Origin of the sequence: Pedobacter fastidiosus, from assembly GCF_014306625.1 — a bacterium.
In the GTDB taxonomy this organism is placed as follows: domain Bacteria; phylum Bacteroidota; class Bacteroidia; order Sphingobacteriales; family Sphingobacteriaceae; genus Pedobacter; species Pedobacter fastidiosus.
This window is the reverse complement of the sequence record NZ_JACRYL010000016.1, coordinates 1-25,295: the sequence shown is the minus strand read 5'-3', so window position 1 is coordinate 25,295 and position 25,295 is coordinate 1. Positions and strand designations below refer to the sequence as shown.

The window sequence follows — 25,295 nt, the reverse complement described above, 5'->3', positions numbered from 1 at the left end:
GCACTGGTGATAACCACCCTGCTATCCCCCTCTGGAGGGGGCAGGGGGAGGTTTTAAATAATTTCACCATATAGACATATAAGAAAATATAGTAATTACAAACCGGCACTCGAATATAGTGCACTAGTGATAGCCACCATGCTATCCCCCTTTGGAGGGGGCAGGGGGAGGTTTTAAGAAATGCAAGAAAATATAGTAATTACAAACGAGCACCTTGATATAGTGCGCTGGTGATAGCCACCCTGCTATCCCCCTCTGGAGGGGGCAGGGGGAGGTTTTAAAGAATTACCATATAGACGTATAAGACAATATAGTAAGTACAAAAGGGCACCTGGATATAGTGCGCTGGTGATGGCCATTCTGCTATCCCTCTCTGGAGGGTGCGGGGGGAGGTTTTAAATAATTTCACCATATAGACATATAAGAAAATATAGTAAGTACAAACGGGCACTTGGATATAGTGCACTGGTGATGGCCACCCTGCTATCCCCCTCTGGAGGGGGGCAGGGGGAGGTTTTAAATAATTTCACCATATAGACATATAAGAAAATATAGTAAGTACAAACTGGCACTTGGATATAGTGCACTGATGATAATCAACCTGCTATCCCCCTCTGGAGGGGGCAGTTTTAAATAATTTCACCATATAGACATATAAGAAAATATAGTAAGTACAAACTGGCACTTGGATATAGTGCGCTGGTGATAGCCACCCTGCTATCCCCCTCTGGAGGGGGCAGGGGGAGGTTTTAAATAATTTCACCATAGACATATAAGAAAATATAGTAAATACAAATGGGCAATTAGATATAGTGCACTGGTGATGGCCACCTTGCTATCCCCCTCTGGAGGGGGCAGGGGGAGGAATTAGAGCAGTCGGGAATCGTAATGCAAAACGAAGAATCGAAGCATAAGCTAATTTCGCTAAACCCGATAGTACGGAAAGCCACAATTTTTCATTGTGCTTGGAGGAATAGCGGGACTGAAGAAACCGAAAAGCACTGTTATTGCTTTCCAAATTATTCAGCATAATATTTAACACGGTATTAAAAGTTTCAACAATATTAACCGCCTCGATTTGTGGCTAAACGGATCAAAAAAAATATTAAAATGTTAAAATCAAACCTAGTATTAAGATCAACATTACTACTCTTCTTTGCATCCTTTTGGATGATGAACACCTACGGTCAAGATGCTGGTCGGAAAACGATAAGTCTGAACGATCAATGGGAATTTCAAAAAGAAAACGGAGCCACAGAAAAAGTAAATATTCCGCATACCTGGAATGATAAAGACGTTTTGGACGATGTAGCAAGCTATTATCGTGGATTGGGCATTTACAAACGCAAGCTTAAGCTAGATGAAACAGCAAAAGGAAAAGCCGTTTTTTTGGTTTTTAATGGTGTTGCACAAGAGGCTGAAGTATTGGTAAACGGAAAATCTGCGGGTAAGCACATTGGGAGTTATACGCACTTTATAGTTCCGATTACGCAATATTTAAATTATAAAGATGATGTAGTTGAAGTAAGGGCTAATAATCGCTTTAATGAAGATATTCCGCCTTTAACCGCCGACTTTACTTTTTTTGGCGGAATCTACCGTAACGTTACTTTGTTGATTACAGATCCAGTGCACTTTTCTCAAAAGGAAAACGGAAGTTCGGGCATCTTTATCACTACGCCTCAGGTTTCAGCTTCTACAGCAAGTGTGCAGATTAAATGTTCTATTGATAATACTTCAGACGTTGCTAAAAAAGTACAGGTTTTAACTACAATATACGATGCTAAAGGAAATAAAGTAGCAAATCAAACAGTCGCTGTTAATTTAGGAAGAGGTAATATGATTGTTGTTCAGGATCTTAAATCGATTCAGAAGCCTGAACTGTGGTCGCCAGAAAACCCTTATTTATATCGGGTTGTAACCAAAATTATCGATGCTAAAACGAAAGCTACAATTGATCAGGTTTCTAACCCACTTGGTTTTAGATGGTTTAAGTTTGATTCAGATCAAGGTTTCTTTTTAAATGGAAAACCGCTCAAATTAATCGGGGCAAGCCGTCACCAAGATTACGAAAATTTGGGTAATGCTACGCCTGATGCGCTTCAAACCCGCGACATAGAATTGCTGAAAAACATGGGTGGCAATTTTTTACGTGTGGCCCATTATCCACAAGATCCTTTAATTTTAGAGGCCTGCGATCGTTTGGGCATTTTGGCTTCTGTAGAAATTCCGGTTGTAAATACCATAACCGAATCTGAGGCATTCACGGCAAACTGTTTAAACATGCAAACCGAAATGATTAAACAGAACTTCAACCATCCAAGCATCATCATCTGGGCTTATATGAACGAAATTTTGCTTCGTCCTAAGTTTACCACCGATAAGCCACGTCAACAGATTTATTATGATCACATCCGTGAGCTTGCTCAAAAACTAGATGATTTAACCAGAAAAGAAGATCCATCTAGATATACTTTATTGGTTAATCATGGTGCTTTTGATATTTACAACCGAGTAGGTTTAACTAAAATTCCGATGATTGTGGGCTGGAATTTATATTCTGGATGGTATTCTGGAGTGCCTGCAGATTTCGCTAGGTTTTTAGATCGCCACCATAAAGAACTGGCTGATAAGCCAATGTTGGTCACCGAATATGGTGCAGATGCCGATCCTCGCATTCGATCATTTTTGCCTGTTCGATTTGATAAAAGTATAGAATATGCCATTCAGTTTAATCAGGTTTATTTAAATGCGATGTTAAGCAGACCTTTTGTAAGTGGCGGAATGGCTTGGAATTTAGCCGATTTTAATTCCGAAACGCGTGAAGAAACTATGCCTCACATCAATAATAAAGGTTTGTTAACCATTGGTCGTGAGCCAAAGGATACTTATTTTCTCTACCAAGCCTATTTGGCGAGCAAACCTTATCTAAAAATTACTTCAGACCAATGGAAAGATAGAGCCGGCATTGCAGATTCTGCATCATCAACCTGTACGCAACCGCTTCAGGTCGCTACAAATTTAAAATCTGTAGAGTTATTTCTTAATGGTAAAAGTTTGGGTGTTAAAGATGCTGTAGATCACATTTGTCAATGGAACGTTCCTTTTGTAGATGGAAAAAACCAATTAAGAGCTGTTTCTGGTGATCATACTGATCAAACGGATTTGAACTTTCAGCTTCAGCCATATCGCTTTGCAGATCAAATTAAGTTTAAAGATGTGAATGTGCTTTTGGGCTCGAAACGTTTTTATATTGATGAAAAAGAGCATCAACTTTGGATTCCCGATCAACCTTATAGAGCCGGAAGTTGGGGCTGGATTGGTGGCGAACCATTTAAGGGTACAAATAACCGCATCACTTACGGAAGCGACAAAAATATTTTAGGCACTAACAATGATCCTGTTTACCAAACGCAACAAGTTGGAATTAAGCAGTTTAAATTCGATGTTCCAGATGGAGAATATGAACTTTCGCTACTTTTTGCCGAGCTTGTTGGTGGCGAAACTAAAGAGGCACTTGCTTATAATTTAGATAATAACCACAAAAAGGAAGTGGTAGAACAGCGCATTTTTGATGTGGCAATAAACGGAGCTCCTTTTATGAGCAAACTCAACATCGCAACAGATTATGGCTATACCACTGCCGTGAAAAAGAAAACTACAATAACCGTTCAAAATGGAAAAGGCATCGTTATAGATTTTAATGCCATCGAAGGAAAACCGGTTTTAAATGCAATTCAATTAAGAAAAATCTACTAAGAATTTACAAATCACCAATGAAAAAACTCCCTGCACGTATTTTATCAGTTGATGTATTAAGAGCAATAACCATGTTCTTGATGATCTTTGTAAACGATGTTGCAGGCGTGCACCACATTCCCGAATGGATAGAGCACACCAAAGCGGAAGTAGATGGAATGGGCTTTTCTGATTTAATTTTTCCCGCATTTTTATTCATCGTGGGTTTGTCTTTACCATTTGCCATTCAAAGTAGAATGGCAAAAGGAAAATCCTTTCTTTCCATAGCAGGCTATATTTTGTTAAGGGCTTTGGCGCTTATTGCAATGGGCTTTTTTCACGTAAATTTAGAAAACTATAATGGCGAAACGGCGATATTGCCTTACTCGATTTATACCATTCTCATCACCATTTCCTTCTTTTTGATTTGGCTCGATTATCCGCAAACACTTTCGAAAGCCAAAAAGAATGTTTTCGTTATTAGTGGAATTGCACTGCTCGCTGTTTTAGCGTTATTGTATAAAGGAGGCAGTACAGAAAATCCTGAAGGATTAAAACCGCATTGGTGGGGCATTTTAGGCATTATCGGCTGGGCTTATTTGGTATCTGCATTTGTTTACCTACTCAGTAAAGGGAACTTATTAATTTTAACCTTCGCATTTCTAATCTTTGCTGGCATCAATAACAGTAGTCATATGGATCTATTGCACATGCATTTATGGGTAATTGGCGATGCATCTTCCATTACGCTAATGATGGGTGGAATTTTGATTTCTTTACTTTATACGCGTTTTGTTAAAAACGAAGCTTATAGGGATTTTTGGATTCAATTGGCCTTAATTGGATTAATCTCCATTGCATTCGGTATGTTTATTCGCCCTTATTCTGGCGGAATTTCGAAAATATATGCCACACCAGCTTGGGTATTTATTTGTATGGGCATAACCATTTTGGTTTTCGAACTGCTCATTTTTGCGGTCGATTTTAAAGGAAAAAACAACTGGTTTAAAGCCATTAAGCCTGCGGGAACAAGTACGCTAACTTGTTACCTAGTTCCTTATTTATTGTACTCCATTTTCGGATTGATTCATTTTCACTTTCCTCATTTTTTAAGCAATGGAATTGGGGGCATAATCAGGTCGTTTTTAATGGCGTTTTTGGTAATTTTTTTGGTATCCCTTTTAGAGAAAAGAAGCCTTCGTTTAAAGGTTTAAGAATATTAATTTATGTTAAAGAAAACTAGATATATAATTTTATTAACCCTACTGTGTACAAGTAAGTTATTGTTTGCGCAACAATCTACTCGCCTAAATAGTAGCTGGGAATTTTTAAGGCAAGATTTAGGTGGAATTTGGGAAGCCGTTCGCCCGGTTGGAGTGGGCAACCCTGAGGCTGTTCCAGTTTGGCAAAATGTTACACTCCCGCATTGTGTTAATGCTTTGGATGCCGTAGATCCTGATGTAAATTATTATCAGGGCCCAGCTTGGTATCGCACTCAACTGGTGCTCGATAATCCCTATAAAACAGGCAGAACCATTTTGCATTTTGAAGGCGCCGGACAAAAAACGGAGGTTTATGTTTACACCACGAAAGTAGGTGCTCATGTTGGGGGCTATGATGAGTGGACGGTCGATATTACTGATGCCGTTGCAGAATTTCAAAAAACTGAGATTTACAAAAAACAATTCAAGGGTAAAGTTCCGGTTTCAATCCGTACCGATAACACGAGGGATTTAGAAATGATTCCTTCTGATTTATCCGATTTTAACGTTTATGGAGGAATTTATCGCTACTTAAATTTGGTTTACACACTAGGCCTTGCTGTTGATAAAATGTTTGCCAAAGCCGAAGTAGATGCACAAGGGAAGCTTGGTAAGTTAAATGTGAAAGCTCGTTTTTATAATCCCAAAGGGATAAACGATGCTTCAGCTCTATTAAAGCTGATCGATCCTAATGGAAAATTGGTATCGAAATCAGAAAAGAAACTAAATGGATTATCTGGCGATTTGGATTTATGGAGTTTTGAATTGAAAAAACCTCAGCTCTGGTCTACCGATAAACCCCTCCAATATACACTACAATATGAAATTATTTCCTCAGCAGGAAATTTTAAAGGCGAAGAGAAAGTTGGTTTTAGAAATATAGATTTTGTAGAAAAAGGCCCATTTAATTTAAACGGTAAGCGTTTGCTTTTACGTGGAACGCATCGTCATGAAGATCATGCTGGCGTAGGTTCTGCAATGACGGAGCCGATGATCCGCCAGGAAATGCAGATGATGAAAGATATGGGTGTTAATTTCATCCGTTTGGGTCATTACCAGCAATCTAGGATTGTCTTGAACCTTTGCGATAGTTTGGGCATTCTCGTTTGGGAGGAAATTCCGTGGTGCCGTGGTGGTTTGGGAGGCGAAATTTATAAACAACAAGCTCGCAGAATGCTCAACAATATGATTGAGCAACATTACAACCACCCGAGTATTATAATTTGGGGTTTAGGCAATGAGAACGATTGGCCTGGAGATTTTCCAGAGTTCGATAAAGAAAAAATCAGAACGTTTATGAAAGAATTGAACGATTTATCGCATAAGCTCGATGCTTCTCGTTATACTGCCATTAGGCGATGTGATTTCTGTAGCGACATTGTAGATGTGTATTCGCCATCTATTTGGGCGGGATGGTATCGTGGTGCTTATACCGATTATAAAAAAGCTACAGAAGAAGAATTTGCAAAAGTTAAGCGCTTTATTCATGTAGAATGGGGTGGCGATAGTCATGCGCTCCGTCATTCTGAAAATCCTGATAAAGCATTGAGCAAAATTAAAACAGGTGGAAGCGCCGATGAGCGTGCTGGTGATGCTTCGCTATATGGTGGCGCAGCCAGAATTTCTAAAGATGGCGATTGGAGCGAATCTTACATTACAAATTTAATCGATTGGCATTTAAAAGAACAAGAAAATATGCCTTGGCTCAGTGGAACTGCCTATTGGCCATTTAAAGATTTCTCTACAGCCATTCGTCCCGATAATCCGGTTCCATATATGAACCAGAAAGGTGTTGTAGAAAGAGATCTCACCAAAAAGGAGGCCTATTATGTTTTTCAATCTTATTGGACAGAAAAACCAATGGCACACATTTATGGACATACTTGGCCAGTGCGTTGGGGTGATGAAGGTGAAGAAAAAATGGTAAAAGTATATTCAAACTGTAGCGATGCCGAAATTTTCTTAAATGGTAAAAGTTTCGGTTCGAAGAAAAGAAATAGTCAGGATTATCCTTCTGCTGGTTTACGCTGGAACCTTCCATTTGTAAAGGGCGAAAACACGGTAAAAGTAATTGCCAGAAAAGGAAAAGAAACCGTAACCGATGAAATCAAATTTATTTATCAAACGGAAAAATGGGGCAAGCCAACTAAGTTGGTTTTGAAAAAAATTGATCAGCAAGATGATACTGCCACTGTAGAAGTAAAGCTTTATGATGATAAAAACGTACTTTGTTTGGATGCCATTAACTGGATAAATTTTGGTTTAACTGGCGATGGTAAACTAATTGATAATCAAGGAACTTCGTCAGGATCAAGAAAAGTGCAGGCTTATAATGGCCGAGCAATTATTAAAGTGAAATTAAATAAAGGTACAAGTGTAGTTTCTGTGCTTTCTGAAGGATTAAAAACTGTATTTACCGAATTATAATATTATGAAAAGAATCATCCCTATTCTCTTATTAACGCTATTCTATTTCATTGGAACCGGTTTTTCTAAATTTAAAACCATCAAAGAAATTCAGCCTGTTAGTATGAAAGCTCAGGCAGAAGCACTGTTGAAAAAACAGATCTTACAAGATGCTTCATGGGCTATGCAACAGACTCCGATTACGGTAACCGCATCCTCTTCACCCAGAAGTGCAGGTGGGAAGCACGATTTCTTTTCAGAAGCAGATTACTTTTGGCCTGATCCAAAAAATCCCGATGGACCATATATCAACCGCGATGGCTTAACCAATCCAGATAACTTTTTAGAACACCGCAAGGCGATGGTTCGTTTCAGTAAAGTAATTGGCGCATTGGCTTCGGCTTACAAAATTACAGGCGATGAGAAATATGTAAAACAGGCGGTAAAGCATTTAAGAGCATGGTTTGTAAATGCTGAAACCATTATGAATCCAAATCTTCTTTTTGCACAGGCCGTAAAGGGAAAATTTACTGGACGCAATTACGGGATTATTGATACCATTCACTTCATGGAAGTTGCACAAGGCGCTTTGGTAATGGAGAAAGCAAAAGCGTTTGATCAAGAAACCGCAAAGGGCGTAAAAAAATGGTTTGCCGATTACATCCTTTGGTTAAATACCAGTAAACCCGGCATTCAAGAGAAAACTGTAAAGAACAACCATGCAACCTGTTGGGCAATGCAGGTAGCCTCTTTTGCTAAGCTTTGTAAAGATGAAAACATGCTCGATTCTTTGCGTGCCAGCTATAAAACAATTTTGTTGCCAAGCCAAATGGCGGTAGATGGCAGTTTCCCTTTGGAAATGGCCAGAACAAAACCATACGGTTATGCTATCTTTAATTTAGATGCAATGACCATGCTTTGTCAAATCCTCTCTACACCGAAAGATAATCTGTGGAATTTCGAAACAGCCGACGGAAAATCAATTAAAAAAGGAATTGCTTATTTATATCCTTTCATTGCCGATAAAAGTAAATGGACTTTGCAACCCGATGTAATGTATTGGGAAAACTGGCCTGTTGCACAGCCATTCTTGCTTTTTGGTGCTGTTCAATATCAGCAAAACGATTGGTTTACCACTTGGGAAAAGTTAAATCACAAACCCAAAGTAGAAGAAGTTATTCGTAATCTTCCAGTACGCAACCCTTTAATCTGGTTATAGTGAATATGTTAAAATCAATAATTCGTTATTGCGATAAGTTTGGAAATCTCACCAATCCGTGTAGAATAATGGTTTGTATTCTGCTAATTTTAGGTTTCAGTGCGCAAATATCCTCTGCTCAAGAATGGGAATCCAAATTCATCAAAATTAAAAATGATGGGCATTTGCAATACATCGCTGATCAAAAAGGAAACACCATTCCTGATTTTAGCCATGTTGGCTATCATCAAAATACTAAAGCTATTCCTCAGGTTCAGGTTGTGGCTACTTTATCCGCCACAGGCGATAACGACGAAGCTAAAATTCAAGAAGCCATAAATGAGCTGGCCAAAAAACAACCAGAAGCAAATGGTATTCGAGGCGCAATTTTATTAAAAAAGGGAAGCTATAAAATCCCAGGAAGCCTAAAAATATCTGCAAGTGGAATCGTGCTTCGTGGCGAAGGCGAAGAAACCAAACTCATAGCAACCGGAGTCGGTAAAAGGAAAACAATTGTAGCTTCTGGCGAAGGAAAGCTTGCCGAAATTCCAAATACAAGAGTTAAAATAGCAAATCACTATGTGCCTGTTGGAGCCAAATCCTTTCATCTTTCCTCAACAAAAGGATTATCAATTGGAGATAAGATTGTAGTATATCGTCCGGCAACCGCCAATTGGATTCACGATTTAAAAATGGATCAGATTGAACCCGGAACAGGAACAATCCAATGGACACCAGAAGATTATAATTTCGAATTCGAACGAACCATAACTGCTATAAATGGGAGTCAGATTACGATTGATAACCCAATTGTAATGGCTCTGGAAGATCAATATGGCGGTGGAGAGATTTACAAATGCACTTTTGAGGGTAGAATAGCGGAAATTGGAATTGAAAACTTGCTATTGGAATCAGAATATAATGGCGATACCGACGAAGAACATGGCTGGGATGCAATCGCTTTCAATAAAATTGAAAACAGTTGGATAAGTGGTGTTACCAGTAGGTATTTTGGATATTCATGCGTAAATCTCTCGCACGATAGTAAGCAGATTACTGTTAAGGATAGTAAATGCCTAGCACCGAAATCTCAGATTATCGGTGGTAGAAGATATTCTTTTAATAATGACGGTCAGTTAAATTTATTTATAAACTGCTATGCATCAGAAGGTAGGCACGATTATGTAACGGGCGCCAAGGTTTGTGGCCCAAATGTATTTTACAACTGCAAATCTGAAAATGCAAAAGCTGATATTGGTCCACACCACCGTTGGGCGATGGGTACTTTGTATGATAACATCACCACAGATGGAGAAATCAATATTCAAGATCGTGGCAATTGGGGAACAGGGCATGGTTGGTCGGGTGTAAACCAAGTGCTTTGGAATTGCACTGCACTAAAAGTTACGGTTCAAAATCCTTACGTAAGTGGGGTAAATTACGCCATTGGTGTTAAAGCAGAAAAGACGGAAGGTCGCTTAAAAGGTCGGCCAATTGGCATTTGGGAAAATCAGAATAAGGAGGGACTAAAACCTCCATCATTATATTTAAAACAGGTAGAAGAAAGCAAAAATTAATATGAATTTAAAAATTAAGTTATCCGCCTTAATGCTATTGTCTTTCAGTTTAGTAAAGGCACAAAAAGTAGATGTTGCAAAAGCATTTGCGTCGGCAGAAAAACAAACCGATGTACTCATTAAAAATGTAGACTCGGCTCGGTTGGTAAAGCCTTTGTTGGTTTCACCGCGAACGGTAGAAAAGGGTGAGTTTAAAATGGTGATCTCAAAAGATTGGACGAGTGGGTTTTTCCCGGCCGAGCTTTGGTATTTCTATGAATATACTAAAGATAAGAAGTGGTTAAACCTGGCTAAAAAATATACAGAAGACATTAAAAAAGAGCAGTTTAATAAGGGTACACATGATTTGGGCTTTATGATTTATTGTCCTTTCGGCAACGGTTATAAATTAACAAAAGATACCGCTTACCGCTCGGTAATCATTCAGGCTGCAAAATCGCTTTCCACAAGGTTTAATGCGAAAGCAGGCGTTTTAAAATCTTGGGATCATAACGGCAATAAATGGAAATACCCGGTAATTATTGATAACATGATGAATCTTGAATTGCTTTTCGAAGTAACCAAGTTAACAGGCGATTCATCATTCTATAAAATTGCGGTAACTCATGCCAATACTACCATGAAAAATCACTTCCGCCCAGATTTTAGTTCTTACCATGTAATTGATTATGATACCGAAACGGGTAAGGTTTTGCAGAAGCTAACGGCACAAGGTTACGCCAACGAATCGGCTTGGGCGAGAGGGCAAGCTTGGGCGCTTTATGGCTACACCATGTGTTTTAGAGAAACCAAAGATCAAAATTATTTGAAACAGGCAAACGGAATTGCAAACTTCATTTTAAGTAGTAAAATTACGCCAGCAGATGGGATTCCTTATTGGGATTATAACGATCCGCAGATTCCAAATGTATCAAGAGATGCTTCTGCGGCCGCCATCACAGCATCTGCACTTTACGAATTGGCAAAATATAGCAAAGCTGATGCGAAAAAATATAAAATGGCTGCCGATAAGATTTTGGTTTCTTTAAGCACAAAATATGCAAGTAAACCAGGTGCCAATTATGGTTTCATTTTAGAGCACAGTACTGGTCATCGCCCAGCGAAATCGGAAATAGATGTGCCCATTAATTACGCTGATTACTACTATTTAGAGGCTTTGTTAAGAAGCAAAAAATAAAATATGAAGACTGTCAAACGTTTATTCCTATTTGGATTTTTTAGCGCAATTGCATTAATGGCACTTCGCTCAGAAAATCTGCCTAAAACTAAAGTCGTTATTGGCTATGTTGGTGGCTATAAGGGTTTGGTTGATGTTTCTAAAATTGCGGCAGAGAAACTTACACACATTAATTATGCCTTTGTAAACGTAAAAAATAATCGGGCTTTCTTAAATCGCGAAGCAACAGATACGTTAAATCTTCAAAATTTAAACAAGCTAAAGCAGATTAATCCAAATTTGAAAATTCTAATTTCTATTGGGGGTTGGTCTTGGAGCGAGAATTTTTCTGATGCCGCACTTTCCGATACCTCTAGGAAAGCTTTTGCCCAAAGCGCAGTAGCCATTATCGAGAAATTTAATTTGGATGGGGTAGATATCGATTGGGAATATCCGGCAATTTCTGGCGAAGAGGGAAATATTTACCGACCGGAAGACAAGCAGAATTTTACCCTAATGCTAAAAGAGTTGCGTTTGGAGTTAGATAGTTTAGAACAAAATCATAAAACAAAGAAACTGTTAACGGTTGCCGTTGGAGGCTTTACCAATTTTATTCGCCATACCGAAATGGCTCAAGCGCAAAAATATCTCGATTTTGTAAACCTAATGACTTACGATTTTTATAACGGAGATTTTGCAGGTCACCATACCAACCTCTATAATTCTAAAAAACATCCAGCAGAAAATTACGCCGATAAAACTTTTAAAGAGTTTTTATCCGCAGGTGTTCCGGCAAATAAGTTGGTTATGGGAATTGCTTTTTATAGTCGTTCTTTTATCTTAAAAGGAAACTCCATAAAAGGTTTAGGTGATTCCGTTTTGAGTAGCAGATACGGAAAGGGTTATACTTTTATTAAAGACAGTTTAATTAACCAAAAAGGCTTTAAAGCTTATCACGATAAGGAAGCGAAAGCATCTTATATTTTTAATCCCACTACCCGAGAATACATGACTTATGATGACGAAAAATCTGTTCAGAAAAAGTGCGAATATGTAATTAAAAATAAAATGGGCGGTGTAATGTTTTGGGAATACGATTCTGATTTAAATGGCTATTTGTTAAACCAGATTAATAAAACTTTAAAGTAAAAGCACCTCTAGCTGAATGGGTTATAGGTACCTGTTCCATGAATGTTGATTGAAAAAAAAATAAAAGGACGAAATATTTACATTTTTATGGGTCATTCGCCCGATTTATTCGGAAATTCGGCCTATAAAACATTGTTTAGGAATGCCATTTTTTGGGCTTCCAAAACACAATAATAACCCTAATAGAGCAAAACAAAATGAAACAAAATCTCAGTATTCTTTTACTTTTGGCAACAGCATTCGGTGTGTCTGCCCAAACTAAAAAAGCGACTAAGCCTGTAGCAAAAACAGTTCCGGCTTACACCGTTGGCAACAAGAAAGTAACGGTTTACACCACCGCCGAAAAAACAGATTATCGCATCAGCAAAATCGAAACTATAAGTTTTACCGAGAACAAGCAACCCTTTGAAACAGAGCCATGTATTTTTATCGATCCAACAATAAAATATCAAACCATGGTTGGAATTGGTGGAGCTTTAACAGATGCATCTGCAGAAACGTTTGCTAAACTTTCAAAAAAAAATCAACAAGAATTATTAACAGCTTATTATAGTCCTGATAAGGGAATTGGCTACACTTTGGCTCGTACAAACATTGCCAGTTGCGATTTCTCTAGCGGAAGTTACACCTACGTTCAGGATAACGATAAAGAATTGAAAACCTTCAGCGTAGCGCACGATGAAGAATTTAAAATTCCTTTAATTAAACAGGCCATTGCTGCTGCCGGTGGAAAATTACCACTTTTCGTAAGCCCATGGTCGCCACCAGCATGGATGAAAGATAACAACAGCTTAATTCAGGGCGGTCATTTATTGCCTGCATTTCGCCAGAGTTGGGCAAATCACTATGTTAAATTTATTAAAACTTACGAAGCAATGGGCATTCCAATCTGGGGCTTAAGCGTTCAAAATGAACCAATGGCGAAACAGAAGTGGGAATCTTGCGTATTTACAGCAGAAGAAGAACGCGATTTTATTAAAAATTTCTTAGGTCCAACTTTACAAAAACAAGGTTTAGCTTCTAAGAAACTAATTGCTTGGGATCATAATCGCGATCAGATTTTCCAAAGAGCAAGCACAATTTTAAATGACAAAGATGCCGCTAAATATGTTTGGGGCATTGGTTTCCACTGGTACGAAACGTGGACAGGAAGTGAAATGCAATTTGGTAATGTTCGCCAAACGCATGATGCTTATCCGGATAAAGCCTTAATTTTTACTGAAGGCTGTAAAGAAAAATACGATGTAAATAAATTGGACGATTGGACATTGGGCGAGCGTTATGGTTATTCAATGATTAACGATTTTAATAGCGGAACCGCGGCTTGGACAGACTGGAACATTCTTTTAGATGAAAAAGGTGGACCAAACCATGTTGGAAATTTCTGTTTTGCACCAGTACATGCCGATACCAAAAACGATAAATTGATTTATACCAATGCTTACTATTATATGGGCCATTTCTCAAAATTCATTCGTCCGGGTGCTAAAAGAATTGGTTCGGCATCTAGCCGTGATAAATTGCAGGCAACAGCTTTCTTAAACACCGATGGAAAATTAGCCGTTGTAGTGATGAATCAATCTGATGATAAATTAAAATATAGCTTGTGGATTAAAGGACAGGCGGCAACAACAACAAGTTTACCGCACTCCATCACCACATTGGTAGTAGAATAAATAAACGCTCAAATTAAAAATCAGATGATAAAAGAAGTAGAAAGCCTATTTTCCTTAAAAGACAAAGTTGTAGTCGTAACCGGCGCTACAGGTGTTTTAGGAGAGGCTTTTGTAAATGGACTATGCAGTGCTGGTGCAACAATTGTTGTAATTGGCCGAAATGAAGATGTGGCCAAACAAAGGGTAGAAGAAGCAAGAAATGCAGGTTGCAAATCGATTTATATTATTGCGGATGTATTGGATGAACAAAACTTAATCGATGCGAAAAATACAATTCTAAATGAATTTGGAAAGATAGATGCATTGGTAAACGCTGCAGGTGGTAACGTTGCAGAGGCAGTTGTTCAACCGGGTAATGATGTATTCGATTTAAATGTATCTGCACTTAAACAGGCTTTCGATCTTAACCTTTTCGGTACAATTATGCCCACCCAAATTTTTGGTAAAGAGATTGCCAAACATGGAGGAAGCATTGTAAATATTTCTTCGGTTTCGGCAACGCAGGCACTTACAAGAGTTTTAGGTTATTCGCTTGCTAAAGCATCGATAGATAGTTATACAAAATGGATGGCTGTAGAGCTAGCCAATCGTTATGAAGATAAAATAAGGATGAATGCCATTGTTCCTGGTTTCTTTATAACCAATCAAAATAGGGCTTTACTTACCAATGAAGATGGTTCTTTAACCAGTCGCGGACAAGCTATTATTTCGAAAACACCGTTTAAACGCTTCGGTAATCCAGAAGAATTAATCGGTGCGCTTATTTATTTGCTAAGCGATGCCTCCAAATTTGTAAATGGCGAAAACGTTAAAGTAGATGGTGGCTTCAGTGCCTTCTCGGGAGTTTAAAGCTTTTAAAAGAACATAATAAACTGAAAATCATAAAATCTTAAACACTTTTAAGAAAGAGCAATCCGGATTGAAGGTGTAATCCCAATTAGAAAATGAAGTACAAAAAATTAGAACAAACTTGGCGCTGGTACGGACCAAATGATCCGGTTTCTTTACAAGATGTGAAACAAGCTGGTGCAACAGGAATTGTAACAGCATTGCATCATATTCCACATGGTGAAGTTTGGCCATTGGCAGATATCCAAGAAAGAAAAGCAATTATCGAAGCATCAGGTTTAACATGGTCGGTGGTTGAGAGTGTTCCAGTTCACGAAGCTATTAAAACCCGTAGAGCGGATGCAGATCTTTATATCGAGAATTATAAAACTTCGCTCCGCAATTTAGCGCAATGCGGAATCAAGATTGTTTGCTATAATTTTATGCCCGTTTTAGATTGGACACGTACCCAGCTGGATTTGGAAATGAGCGATGGTTCTAAAGCCTTATATTTCAATTGGATAGATTTGGCCATTTTCGATCTATATATCCTAAAGAGGGAAGATGCAGAAAAGGATTATTCGCAATCCATTTTGCAAAGAGCAATTGATAAATATTCGAAATTAACAGCACAGGAACTGGATGATTTGAGGATTAATGTTTTAATGGGCATTCCAAATGAAAAGGAAATTGAGTTGGAAACCCTTCGCAACAGCATTAACGAATATAAAGTGATTGGTACGCAGGGATTAAAGGAAAATTTGAAACATTTCCTCTCTTCAATTGCTGATGTTTGTACTGAGGAGGGCATCAAAATGACGATTCATCCAGATGATCCACCATATCCAATTTTGGGTTTACCTAGAATTGCGAGTACGCTTGAAGATTTCAAATACATTATAAATGAAGTAAACCAAGAATTTAATGGCGTTTGTTTCTGTACAGGATCTTTGGGTGCAGGAAGGAAAAATAATGCCTTGGAGATTTTTGACGCCGTTAAAGATCGTGTGTATTTTGCGCATTTACGCAACGTAACCAAAGATGAAGATGGCAGTTTTTATGAAGCCGATCATTTGGGTGGCGACGTAAATATGTATGAAATTATGAAAGCAATCTCAGAAGAAAATGCTTTAAGAGATAAATCAATTCCATTTCGTCCAGATCATGGCCACCAGATGTTGGATGATTTAGCCAAACAAAGCAATCCCGGTTATTCGGCCATAGGCAGATTAAGAGGCTTGGCAGAATTAAGAGGTTTGGAAGTAGGGGTTACCGGAAATTATTAGTTGCATTTAGGCCGTTTTAAAAGGTCTGTTTCTCTTAAGAAGCAGGCCTTTTGTTTTTAATCGAAGATAGAATTTTGATAATAGTGAGCTCGGAATATTTTAAGCGCTTTGGATTCGGTAGATTATCTAAAATAACTTTATTTCATTTTTAATATTTTCGAATTAAACTGGCTTAAAATTTGTTTAGCTTTGAATATGGAAAACAGCAACATCCCTCAGAAAAAAATCCTTAAACCATCTGTTGTACACGATGATTTACCAGAGGTTAAAAAGCCTGAGCATTTGCGTAAAATGCCTTTGGATCATGATGATGTCCTGCCTGAAAACCCAGAAAGAAACTATCATCATGAAGAATTTCGATCGGTTTCTGGAAGCCACGATGAAATAAAACACGCCGATGATGATGTTTGGAACGGCGAAGATGCTTAGTTAAGCGCCCTTTCCTAACTATTGCGAACTTCCTCTCTCTATTCTAGATTCATAATATTCAAACCTCGTAGGTTTTTAAAACCTACGAGGTTTATTTTTATTAACGCTTGCACCCATCTGGCGCAAGCATCCGCTTGTGCCCTCCGTAGTTCTATTTTAACACAAGCGGACGCTTGCGCTAGAGCAGCATTAGGCCGGATTGGGTAAGTCTTGTTTAGTCATTAGTTCCTGTTTTTTGTCTGCATTACAATCATTATTGAATTATGCTATCGCCACAACGCTATTCCGGCATAGCAAATGATGGCCCCCATCTGGCGCAAGCATCCGCTTGTGCCCTACATAGTTCTATTTAACACAAGCGGACGCTTGCGCTAGAGCAATATTAAGCCGGATTGGGCAAGTTTTGTTTAGTCATTAGTTCCTGTTTTCTGTTTGCATTACAATCATTATTGAGTTATGCTATTGCCATAACGTTATTCCGGCATAGCAAATGATGGCAGGAGAGGCCGTTGAAATTTTTGCAGATCCTTTCAAAACCAATTGTCCAAGGGATTTCAAATGCTCGGAACCAGTCAGTTTCCATAAATCGCCGGGGCCTTGAAATACCGCTGTTGAAATTTCGGCGAGCCTATCCCGCATCAGGTGCAAGCCTTGATTTTTTGGTATCTTTTTCATCAAGGAAAAAGGACTAGCCCCGGCGGCAATGAGCCGTAAAAAAAACTATTCTAATTATTACAGATAAAATAGATCTGAACCCATCTGGCCCCCATCTGGCGCAAGCATCCGCTTGTGCCCTACATAGGTTTTTGCTAATTAAACCAATCACTTCGTAATTCCCTAAAACATAGTCTTTAAGGGCTATTGCACAGCTATTCCGTTGTTAATAATTTAGTGATGGTCCTAAAAATCAATCAAATAAGTTTTTATGTGCCATTATAAAGCCTAAACAAACAGATAGATCCAAAAAATTTTCATGCGCATAGCAATTTTAGGAACAAGAGGGATTCCAAGTCAATACGGCGGTTTTGAAAAATGCGCAGAGCATATTGCGCTGAGCTTGGTAAAAAGAGGGCATGAAGTAATTGTTTATAATTCTCACAACCATTTCAATCAACGAACAGAATGGAATGGCGTTAAGATTGTTCACATACACGATCCAGAATTTAAGCTTAGTACCTTCGGAAGATTTGTATATGATTATAGGTGCATTAAAGATTTAAAAAAACAAAATTGCGATATCGCCTTACAGCTGGGTTACAGGAGTAGTCCGATATGGGGTTTTACAATCCCGAAAAATTTAAATTTGGTAACCAATATGGGCGGTTTAGAATGGAAGCGACCAAAATATGGAAGAATTCTAAGGCAATTAATTGTATTGGCAGAAAAATGGGCGGTAGATAATTGCCACCATTTAATTTCAGATTCATTGGGAATCCAACAATATCTAGAAGAAAAATTTAATAAAACCTCCGAATACATCCCATATGGGGCTAACATTTTCAATGATCCTGATGAGCGGGTTTTAAAAGACTTTCATGTTTCAAAATATAAGTATGACTTGTTTATCGGGAATTTGGAGCCTGAAAATAATTTAGAAATGATCTTAGCTGGAGTGGTCAAAGCTAAAACCAACCGAGATTTTTTGATTGTGGGAAATCATTTAATCAGCAATGGTAAATATTTAAAGAACAAATTTAAAAAGCATTTAAATATTAAATTTCTTGGAGGAATTTACGATGGTAAAGGACTAAATAATTTAAGGTATTATTCAAACCTATATTTTCATGGACACTCATTGGGTGGTACAAACCCACTCTTATTAGAGGCAATGGCTTGTGGAAGCCTTATTTCAGCAAATTACAATAAGTTCAATAAATATATCGCTGGTGATGATGCCATGTATTTCCATACTGCAGATGATGTGGCGGCGCAAATGATGGGGCCGGGCAAGGAAAGTCAGGTTTATAATTACTATTTGGATAACAACAACTTCAAAATAAGAAACGATTATTCATGGGCTAAAATAGGAGAGCGATACGAGCGCTACTTTTATGAAATCATTAAAAAAGAATTTGTCGCTCATCATAGTATTGTTCTTTAGTAATTCTTTAACCAAATATATTATTCTGGCCAAAACCTATTGTGTAAAAAAATGGAAACCTACAAAAGTAAAATGCGATATGGAATATTTCAAGATTGGACAGTAAATAGTGAAAGCTATAAATCTAGAATGGTTATGGTATTTTTTCGATTGGCCACATTTGCCCACAGTAAAAAAATATATGTGGTTTTACTGTTTTGGTATCTCCTATTTTATAAGGTATTTGTCGAATGGTTTTTAAACATACAGCTTCATTGGGGCATCAAAATGGGTAGTGGATTAAAGTTAGAGCATGGGCACAGTTCAGTTGTTTACGGAGATTCGGAATTAGGCGAGAACTGCACCATCAGGCATTTAACTACCATTGGAAACAAGAAATTAGCAGATGGAACCTCAAGTTTATCACCTAAAATTGGCAACAATGTAGATATTGGCGCCAACGTAACTATACTTGGCGACATACAAATTGGCGATAATGTAATCATTGGGGCAGGTGCAGTGGTAACTAAAGATGTACCACCAAATTCCGTAATGGTTGGCAATCCAGCACGCTTAATTAAAAAAGTTTATGGTTATCCCAGCATTTCAAAAGCCACAAATAAAGAGATTGTATAATATAATTATCTCAATTTAATACTGCTGTCTTATTCCAAAATTTCCACTTATTGGCAATGGGCTTAAAACCAGGCATTATATTATCTTCTAATGGAATGCTGATTGAAATTACAGTTCCCTTATAGTTCTCTATAACCAAATTTCCATTAAGTTTTTCAATTCTAAGTTTAACATTGGCCAACCCCATGCTGTTTATTTTGGTTGCGCTTGGATCAAAGCCAATTCCGTTATCCTTTATCGTAAATATTATGCAACCATCCTGCACGGCAATTTTTAGTTTTACTTTATTTCCCTTAGAATGTTTCAGGGTATTGTGCGCAATTTCCTTAACGATAAGATAGCAGTTTCGCCTACTTTGACTGCTCACAACAAAATCTGGAATGTCTTGGGGGATAGAGGCTTCAAAAGAAATTGTTGAATATTCAAATTGCTTTCTGGTCTGTTCTTCAATATAATAAAGTAGACTTTCCAAGTTGTCACTTTCGGCATTTGTGCTCCAAACTACCTCATTTATTTTAATGGCAAGTTCATTAACCATAAACTAATCTGTTTAATTTCTTCTACATCGTCCCTTTTTTTTCTCGCAAGCTCAGCGTATAATTTTATGGCAGAAATTCCAGCACCTACTTCATCGTGTATTTCACTGCTTATCCTTTGTCTTTCTAGTCTTATAAACCGCTGTTGCTCACCGTATTTAGATTTTGACTGATTTTTTATCGCATAATTTCGAATCGTAATGTAGGCTAACAATAATATTAGAGCTGAAAATGCACAAAGTTCTACCAACCAATTTTCTAAAATATTGACATTCATCATGATTTTAGAAAAGGACAAAACGTTGATATTTGTCAAACTGATAAATAAGAGAGACACTGTTTTGCACGTAGTATTAATACTATTAATTTGAATTTGAAATAGGATTATTTTATAGTCGGATAAAAAAAATGGGATGTAGGGCGTCATATTTACTATTTGAGGTCGAAAATTTACTAAAAGAATGATTTAATAGGACTAATTTTAATTTCTTTTGATAATTAATTACCGCTAAATTAGTAAAATATAAAAAAAGGCATAATTGATCCTACAAATTATTTGTGTTTTTGATAATATTTTTAGTTATCACATTTTTTGTTGCTGGAAACACTCAAAAATCAGTAAATATTTTAAAATAGCCTAGAAAAGAAGATATTTTTGAAATTCTAGTCGTATTTATTTATAATATATTGTAAAATTTCATCCCTACTAAATTATCTCATTAATGATCTCCATCTCTATTGTCGAAGACCACGACTTTTATCGCCAATCGCTCGTAAAGGTAATTGAAGAAAGCAGTTTCCTAAAAATCTCTGGTGTGTATTCTTGTGCTGAAGAAGCCATGCAAGAATTACCATTTAATGCGCCTGATATTGCAATTGTAGACATCAAGCTCAAGCTAAAATCTGGCATTGAGCTTATCCAGAAAGTGAAACCATTTTTAGCCAATACACAGTTTCTAATGTGTTCAGGTTATCAAAACGATGAGAATATTTTCAATGCCCTAAAAGCAGGTGCATCTGGTTATATTGTAAAAGGTTCCACTGAAAGTGAAATCCAAAATGCCATAGTAGAATTGCATAACGGTGGTTCCCCAATGAGCCCTTATATTGCTAGGCAAGTAATAAATTTACTTTATAAAACGAAAACAACCGATAATAATACCTTTGGATTAAGCTCTAGAGAATTGGAAGTACTATCATTATTAAGCCAAGGTTTACTTTATAAGGAAATTTCAGATCGATTAAGCATCAGTCCAAATACGGTGAAAAACCATTGTAAAAATATATACAAACGCTTGCATGTTCAAAATAAAGTAGAAGCTATTAACAAATTTAGCAACTACAACTTGCAAGCACACGCTTCTTAAAATCAACTTTGTAAAATTCTATTTCGTCCCAACGAAACAAAATGGCCCTATTGGGCTATTGATTTAAGTACTAACAAACAGCACTTTAGCCAAATATAGGTTTGGGTAAATCTGCATGGTATAAATTAAAAAGTAAATGATTATTTAATCAGAAACATTTAACCTGTTATTGCTTATGGAAAGTCGTCAAATATTTATTTTAATCACATTGCTGATCATTTTTGATGCAATTGCATTGAACTGCTCATTCGGATTAATTTATGGTTCAGGTATTCTAAGTAACCGCATGCTTACCGGGAATGTAAGTTCATTGTTGCTTATTTTTCTAAATTTAACATGGCTCTGTTCAGCCCTTGTAAATCAAACCTACAGCCAGGCCAATGTTCAGTCTGTTGAAGCCTTGTTTAAAAAATCAGCCTATACTTTTTTAATTCAGATTCTTCTACTTTTCATTACGCTCTTTTATGTAGATGATTTGGATTTTTTTAACAGCAGTACTTTTTATATATTAGGATTGCAGTTTATTGGAATCTCCACTGTTCGTTTGGTTACATTCTTTTCAGAAAAACTTAATCCAAAACTAAATCTCTATAAAAAGAAAATTGCCATAATTGGCAATCAAGATTTAGCCAATCGATTAGAAAGTTACTTTTTAAAGAATAAACTGTCCTTCAATTTGGCAGGTTCCTTCACCGATTACAATACCGAAGTAATTGATGAAAAGAACAGTAAGAAAATAAATAAATTAAAGGATACAGTAAAGTTTGCAATAGAAAATAATTTAGATGAGGTATATACTACACAGTTTCCAGAGCAATGCCAAGATCTGGCTGGTGTGTTAAACCTCGCGGAGAAAAATTGCGTTAGGGTTAAATACATTACTTCTTTTATGCAGTACAAAAGGGAAGAAGAAGCCTTTATCGATTCTAGTTATACGTTTAACAACTTTTACGATGGTATTCCAATTTTGGTCAATCGCCGAGAGCCGCTCAGTTCTATTGGAAATCGGATTGTTAAAAGGTTGTTCGATATTGTTTTTAGTCTTTTTGTTATAGTCTTTTTGCTTTCTTGGTTTTTACCATTAATGACGCTTTTGATCAAATTAGAATCGAAAGGAGACGCCTTATTCTTACAGCTTAGATCAGGTAAAAAAAATAGGCCTTTTTACTGTTATAAGTTCCGGAGTATGAACATGAATAAGGACAGCAACAATCTTCAGGCCTCCAGAAATGATCCTAGAATTACCAAAATCGGTGCTTTTATGCGAAAGACCAGTATAGATGAATTGCCTCAGTTTTTTAACGTGCTCTTTGGCAATATGAGTGTAGTTGGTCCACGTCCGCACATGCTCAAACATACCGAAGAGTATAGCAGTTTAATCGATCAATACATGGTTCGCCATTTCCTTAAACCTGGCATTACAGGCTGGGCGCAGATAAATGGATTTAGAGGCGAAACCAAACACCATGCTCAGATGCTGGGCCGTGTAAAACACGATATTTGGTATATGGAAAACTGGTCTCTGTTTCAGGATATCATAATTATTTATAAAACGGTGGCCAATGCAGTTCAAGGAGAGGAAAATGCTTTTTAATTTTATTTAATTTTTGCTTTATTCATGATTTATTAGAATCGAGAATAATTTATTCATTATAAATTATTTAATACTAAAGAGTTTTATTAAGCAGAGAAAAGTATTATTCCTTATCCTTTTTTAACGCTCTTAATTTTGATAGCCCTATGGGGCTATTGCTTTAAAACACAATATACAGCAACTTCGTAACTGTATTAAGGTCACAAAATTTTCCCTTTTGTCGTCATCTCATGAATAAAAATTATTTCTTTTTAATCTTACTTTCTGGCGTAATGTTAAGCGCTTGTGGGTCTTATAAAAAAATCCCTTACTATCAGGATTTAAGTCGTTCCTCAATTACACAAGAAGTAGTTAATAACTATACTCCGTTCACTATCCATACTGGCGATGTTATTGGTATAAACGTAAGTAGCCGCACACCTGAATCATCGGCTGTATTTAATTACAGTTCGAAAGATAACCAAAGTACGGTTTCTGGTTATACCGTTGATGAAAAAGGAGATTTACAGTTGCCATTAATTGGTACCTTAAAGGTTGAGGGCTTAACCACCTCACAGCTTCAAGGTAAAATGAGTCAGTTACTGCTAACATTTTATAAAGACCCTGTTGTTAATGTTCGCGTTCTTAATTTCAAAATTTCTATTTATGGTGATGTATTAAAACCTGATACCTATGCTATAAAAGATGAAAGGTTAACCATAACTCAGGCATTAACCTTAGCAGGCGATTTAAATATAACAGCTGTTCGTAATATAGTTTTAATTAGAGAAGAGAATGGTAAGCGGAATTTTATTCCAATTGATTTAACAAAAAGGGAAATCTTTAATTCCCCATATTACTATCTCAAAAACAATGATGAAATCTACGTTCAACCAGATAAAACTAAATATTCTACAGTAGATACAGGTTACAAAACAACAACCCTAGTTTTATCTGGGCTTTCTATTATTGCAATTGTTCTATCAAATTTGTTTAGGTAATCTATGAACACCATTCAAGGACAAATAACCACTTTTACCATTCCTGAAAAGAACAAACAGGAATCTGATGTAACTGGCGTAATAAAAATATATATATACCATTGGCCTCTATTTTTGTTAGCTGTATTGATCTTTATGCCTTTAGCATATTTTTATGCTTCAAAAATGCTCCCGATTTATGAAATTAAAGCTTCTATAATTATTAAAGACGGTAAAAAAACTCAAGAGCCAAATTCATCTGCTTTACATGAAATAGATTTAATTAATTCTTCCAAGATTATTGAAAACGAGATAGAAATTCTTAAATCTAGAAAGCTAATTACCCAAGTTGTTAAAGATTTAAATCTTTGGGTAAATTATCAAAAAAAAGATGGTTTAAAGAAAATCGACCTCTATGATAAAAGTCCAGTTAAGCTTTTGCTGGTAAAACAGGATGAAGAATTAGATAATCAAAAACTTAATATTATTATAAAAAGTAAGGATAAATTTGATTTATTAATGCCAAGTGGCCAGTATAAAACTTTTTCTTTTAATAAAATTTATAAAAATAGTTTCGGGTCATGGAAACTCGTTACCACAGAAAATTTAGATAAATTTTATGGTCAATCTCTGCAAATTGGTTTGGCGGGTTATGAAAATTTAGCGCTTGGATATCAAAAACTAATCGACGCAAGTTTGTCTAATAAATTGTCTACAGCAGTTGTATTAACAATTACAGATCAAGTTCCACAACGTGGGAAGGATATATTAAATTCATTAATTGTTAATTATAACCTTGAGACTAGCAAGGATAAAAATAAAAATGTTGAGAATACAATTAGCTTCCTAGATCAAAAGATTGCTTCACTTTCTGGAGAACTTGGTCGGACTGAAAAAAATATTGAAGGGTTTAAAAGTAGTCGTGGTTTAACCGAAATTAGTTTACAATCTAAAGTGAGTCTTGAAAATCTTCAGGCAAATGATGCTAAGCTAAATGATGCTAATGTTCAGCTTGATGTTATAAAAGGAATAGACAATTATGTTAATTCTGCTTCAAATGCCGAGAAAGTTCCATCAGCAAATGGTATTAATGAGCCTGCACTTAGCAATTCAATTGATAAACTATCAAAATTACAATTACAGTATGAGGAATTAGCTGCCACCACCCCAGAAACAAGCCCCGATTTTGAACCTATAAATAGGCAAATCAAATCCACAAAATCAACAATAAAGGAAATTGTAAGTAATATTAAACAATCTGTAACAGGAACTCGAAACAAATTGCAAGCGTATAATTCAAGGTTCGAATCTTCAATTAAAAACCTGCCTGCTCAAGAAAGGCTGTACCGACCCCTTATTAATTGGACAAATATGTTGAATTAGTTGTGTAATAATAGTCATTATTTGGGTCTATTTTT

The 25,295-nt window shown here is 36.7% G+C and carries 20 protein-coding genes; 17 read left to right on the top strand and 3 right to left on the bottom strand.

What is annotated here, in order from left to right; translation table 11 throughout:
- The first annotated feature begins 1,110 nt into the window (after positions 1-1,110).
- The 11 genes from H7U22_RS16855 (at position 1,111) to H7U22_RS16805 (ending at position 16,705) form a co-directional block, all read left to right on the top strand.
- Positions 1,111-3,759, top strand: a complete 2,649-nt coding sequence (locus H7U22_RS16855; protein ID WP_187072513.1) for a glycoside hydrolase family 2 TIM barrel-domain containing protein — start codon at positions 1,111-1,113, stop codon at positions 3,757-3,759.
- 17 nt (positions 3,760-3,776) lie between these two features.
- Positions 3,777-4,952 (top strand): DUF5009 domain-containing protein, encoded by a 1,176-nt coding sequence (locus H7U22_RS16850; protein ID WP_187072512.1) that lies wholly within the window; start codon positions 3,777-3,779, stop codon positions 4,950-4,952.
- Between the two features lie 12 nt (positions 4,953-4,964).
- The gene (locus H7U22_RS16845; protein ID WP_187072511.1) at positions 4,965-7,427 is read left to right on the top strand and encodes a glycoside hydrolase family 2 TIM barrel-domain containing protein; all 2,463 of its coding nucleotides are present in this window, start codon (positions 4,965-4,967) and stop codon (positions 7,425-7,427) included.
- A gap of 4 nt (positions 7,428-7,431) precedes the next feature.
- Entirely contained in the window at positions 7,432-8,625 is a 1,194-nt protein-coding gene (locus H7U22_RS16840; RefSeq protein ID WP_187072510.1) for an alginate lyase family protein, read from the top strand.
- Positions 8,626-8,630: 5 nt separating this feature from the next.
- Positions 8,631-10,181 (top strand): hypothetical protein, encoded by a 1,551-nt coding sequence (locus H7U22_RS16835; protein ID WP_187072509.1) that lies wholly within the window; start codon positions 8,631-8,633, stop codon positions 10,179-10,181.
- 1 nt (position 10,182) lies between these two features.
- On the top strand, positions 10,183-11,358 hold the full coding sequence (locus H7U22_RS16830; protein WP_187072508.1) for a glycoside hydrolase family 88 protein: 1,176 nt from the start codon (positions 10,183-10,185) through the stop codon (positions 11,356-11,358).
- Between the two features lie 3 nt (positions 11,359-11,361).
- Positions 11,362-12,486 (top strand): glycoside hydrolase family 18 protein, encoded by a 1,125-nt coding sequence (locus tag H7U22_RS16825; RefSeq protein ID WP_187072507.1) that lies wholly within the window; start codon positions 11,362-11,364, stop codon positions 12,484-12,486.
- Positions 12,487-12,683: 197 nt separating this feature from the next.
- On the top strand, positions 12,684-14,162 hold the full coding sequence (locus tag H7U22_RS16820) for a glycoside hydrolase family 30 protein (protein WP_187072506.1): 1,479 nt from the start codon (positions 12,684-12,686) through the stop codon (positions 14,160-14,162).
- Between the two features lie 24 nt (positions 14,163-14,186).
- Positions 14,187-15,011 carry an SDR family oxidoreductase gene (locus H7U22_RS16815; protein ID WP_187072505.1) on the top strand — a complete coding sequence of 275 codons (825 nt, stop codon included), beginning with the start codon at positions 14,187-14,189 and terminating at the stop codon, positions 15,009-15,011.
- Positions 15,012-15,106: 95 nt separating this feature from the next.
- The gene (uxuA, locus tag H7U22_RS16810) at positions 15,107-16,276 is read left to right on the top strand and encodes a mannonate dehydratase (protein WP_187072504.1); all 1,170 of its coding nucleotides are present in this window, start codon (positions 15,107-15,109) and stop codon (positions 16,274-16,276) included.
- A 195-nt stretch (positions 16,277-16,471) separates the two neighbouring features.
- Positions 16,472-16,705: a hypothetical protein gene (locus tag H7U22_RS16805; protein ID WP_187072503.1), complete on the top strand. Its 234-nt coding sequence runs from the start codon at positions 16,472-16,474 to the stop codon at positions 16,703-16,705.
- 459 nt (positions 16,706-17,164) lie between these two features.
- Here H7U22_RS16805 and H7U22_RS16800 read toward each other — a convergent pair whose 3' ends face one another.
- Positions 17,165-17,380 (bottom strand): hypothetical protein, encoded by a 216-nt coding sequence (locus tag H7U22_RS16800; protein ID WP_222621888.1) that lies wholly within the window; start codon positions 17,378-17,380, stop codon positions 17,165-17,167.
- A gap of 298 nt (positions 17,381-17,678) precedes the next feature.
- Between H7U22_RS16800 and H7U22_RS16795 the strand changes: the two genes are divergently transcribed.
- Complete coding sequence (locus H7U22_RS16795) at positions 17,679-18,806, top strand: DUF1972 domain-containing protein (protein WP_187072501.1); 1,128 nt, start codon at positions 17,679-17,681, stop codon at positions 18,804-18,806.
- 51 nt (positions 18,807-18,857) lie between these two features.
- Positions 18,858-19,421 carry a serine acetyltransferase gene (locus tag H7U22_RS23415; protein ID WP_187072500.1) on the top strand — a complete coding sequence of 188 codons (564 nt, stop codon included), beginning with the start codon at positions 18,858-18,860 and terminating at the stop codon, positions 19,419-19,421.
- Between the two features lie 10 nt (positions 19,422-19,431).
- Here the strand turns inward: H7U22_RS23415 and H7U22_RS16785 are convergent, their stop codons facing one another.
- A complete protein-coding gene (locus tag H7U22_RS16785; protein WP_187072499.1) occupies positions 19,432-19,959 on the bottom strand; it encodes a sensor histidine kinase in 528 nt (175 codons plus the stop codon).
- Entirely contained in the window at positions 19,932-20,237 is a 306-nt protein-coding gene (locus H7U22_RS16780) for a histidine kinase (RefSeq protein WP_187072498.1), read from the bottom strand. The genes H7U22_RS16785 and H7U22_RS16780 overlap by 28 nt, the downstream gene beginning before the upstream one ends.
- Before the next feature lie 442 nt (positions 20,238-20,679).
- Between H7U22_RS16780 and H7U22_RS16775 the strand changes: the two genes are divergently transcribed.
- The 4 genes from H7U22_RS16775 to H7U22_RS16760 all read left to right on the top strand — a co-directional run bounded on the left by H7U22_RS16775 (position 20,680) and on the right by H7U22_RS16760 (position 25,260).
- A complete protein-coding gene (locus tag H7U22_RS16775) occupies positions 20,680-21,324 on the top strand; it encodes a response regulator transcription factor (RefSeq protein WP_187072497.1) in 645 nt (214 codons plus the stop codon).
- A gap of 175 nt (positions 21,325-21,499) precedes the next feature.
- Positions 21,500-22,918 (top strand): exopolysaccharide biosynthesis polyprenyl glycosylphosphotransferase, encoded by a 1,419-nt coding sequence (locus tag H7U22_RS16770; protein WP_187072496.1) that lies wholly within the window; start codon positions 21,500-21,502, stop codon positions 22,916-22,918.
- A 230-nt stretch (positions 22,919-23,148) separates the two neighbouring features.
- A complete protein-coding gene (locus H7U22_RS16765) occupies positions 23,149-23,898 on the top strand; it encodes a polysaccharide biosynthesis/export family protein (RefSeq protein WP_187072495.1) in 750 nt (249 codons plus the stop codon).
- A gap of 3 nt (positions 23,899-23,901) precedes the next feature.
- A complete protein-coding gene (locus H7U22_RS16760; protein WP_187072494.1) occupies positions 23,902-25,260 on the top strand; it encodes a GumC family protein in 1,359 nt (452 codons plus the stop codon).
- Positions 25,261-25,295: the final 35 nt, after the last annotated feature.